The 1,155-nt window shown below is 40.3% G+C and carries 1 protein-coding gene; it reads left to right on the top strand.

Going from position 1 to position 1,155, the window contains the following annotated elements:
* Positions 1 to 318: 318 nt before the first annotated feature.
* Positions 319 to 1,155 (top strand): peptidoglycan-binding domain-containing protein (locus E2L07_RS20550; RefSeq protein ID WP_134230532.1); only part of this gene is annotated, 837 nt, incomplete at its 3' end.

Raw genomic sequence — 1,155 nt, 5'->3', positions numbered from 1 at the left:
TATCCATGAAAATGCACCTCGCAAATTGGTATTTTTGGTTGATTCGTTACTTCCATTTTACCATTTTTCGCTAAGGTGCATTTTTATTTTTTTTCGGATTTTATGGCTTTTTGAACAAGCTCTTAAAGAAAAAGTAGTTTAAAGAGGTGGACGTTTTTTACGTTCAACCTCTTTTTAATTAAAGGAAATTCCTCCATTTAATGTTTGATAATTCTACAAAATACTTAAAAATCCGACAAAAGATTCATTGAAAAGGATTTATAAATATCCGATATTAATAAAGTACTAAATCTTATTAATTGAGGAGGTGATACTAAAGTGAAGAAAAGACGTGCAGTAATATCATTCACGACATGTGTTCTTGTTCTTTCGTTCCACTTTAGTCCACTAGTTACAATAGCAGCAGAGGGAGAACCAGAAGGTGAAGGAGTAGAAGAGGTTAGTTCATCTGATGTAAATATGGTTTCGGAAAGTGCTGAAGAGGAAGTTACAGGCTCTGAATCCACCAACCAAATAGAAGAAAAAGTAGAATCTGAGGTTGATGAGTCGAAAGAAGTAAAAGAAGAGTTTAACGTAGATGAGTCTGAAGAAGTAGAAACCAAAGAGGAACCTGAAGTAGCAAGTGATTTAGCCGAGGAGGAGCTAGTAGAGTCAGATGTGGAAATGAGTACACTTTCTGTCGCATCTGATTCACTTCAACCTGGTGATCGCAATGAACAAGTGCTAGAAATGAAGCTCGACTTAATGAAGCTTGGCTTTGGAACGCATTGGAGCAACCCGACAAACTACTTCGGCCCAGATACGGAGCGGGTAGTGCGTGAGTTTCAGGCGTACTATGGACTAACGGTAAATGGTCGTGGAGATCAGGCGACGCTAGCGAAAATCGCAGAGGAGCTATCCAGTCCATTTCAAGAAGGGAAGCGAAGCGAACAGATTCGAGAGATCAAGCTGGACTTAATGAAGCTCGGCTTTGGGACGCATTGGAGCAATCCAACAACCCTTTACGGACCGGATACGGCGAATGTAGTTCGCGAGTTTCAACGCCACTATGGATTAGTGGTCAATGGAATTATTGACGAAGTCACCTACAAAAAGATCGAAGAGATAAAGAACCAGCCATTAGCACCAGGTTTAAGACGGGCGGATGTTATCGAC

The sequence above is a fragment of the Halalkalibacterium halodurans genome (assembly GCF_004376175.1).
In the GTDB taxonomy this organism is placed as follows: Bacteria; Bacillota; Bacilli; order Bacillales; family Bacillaceae_D; genus Halalkalibacterium; species Halalkalibacterium halodurans.
Note: the sequence above shows the minus strand (reverse complement) of the source record. Positions and strands in the feature narration are given on the sequence as shown.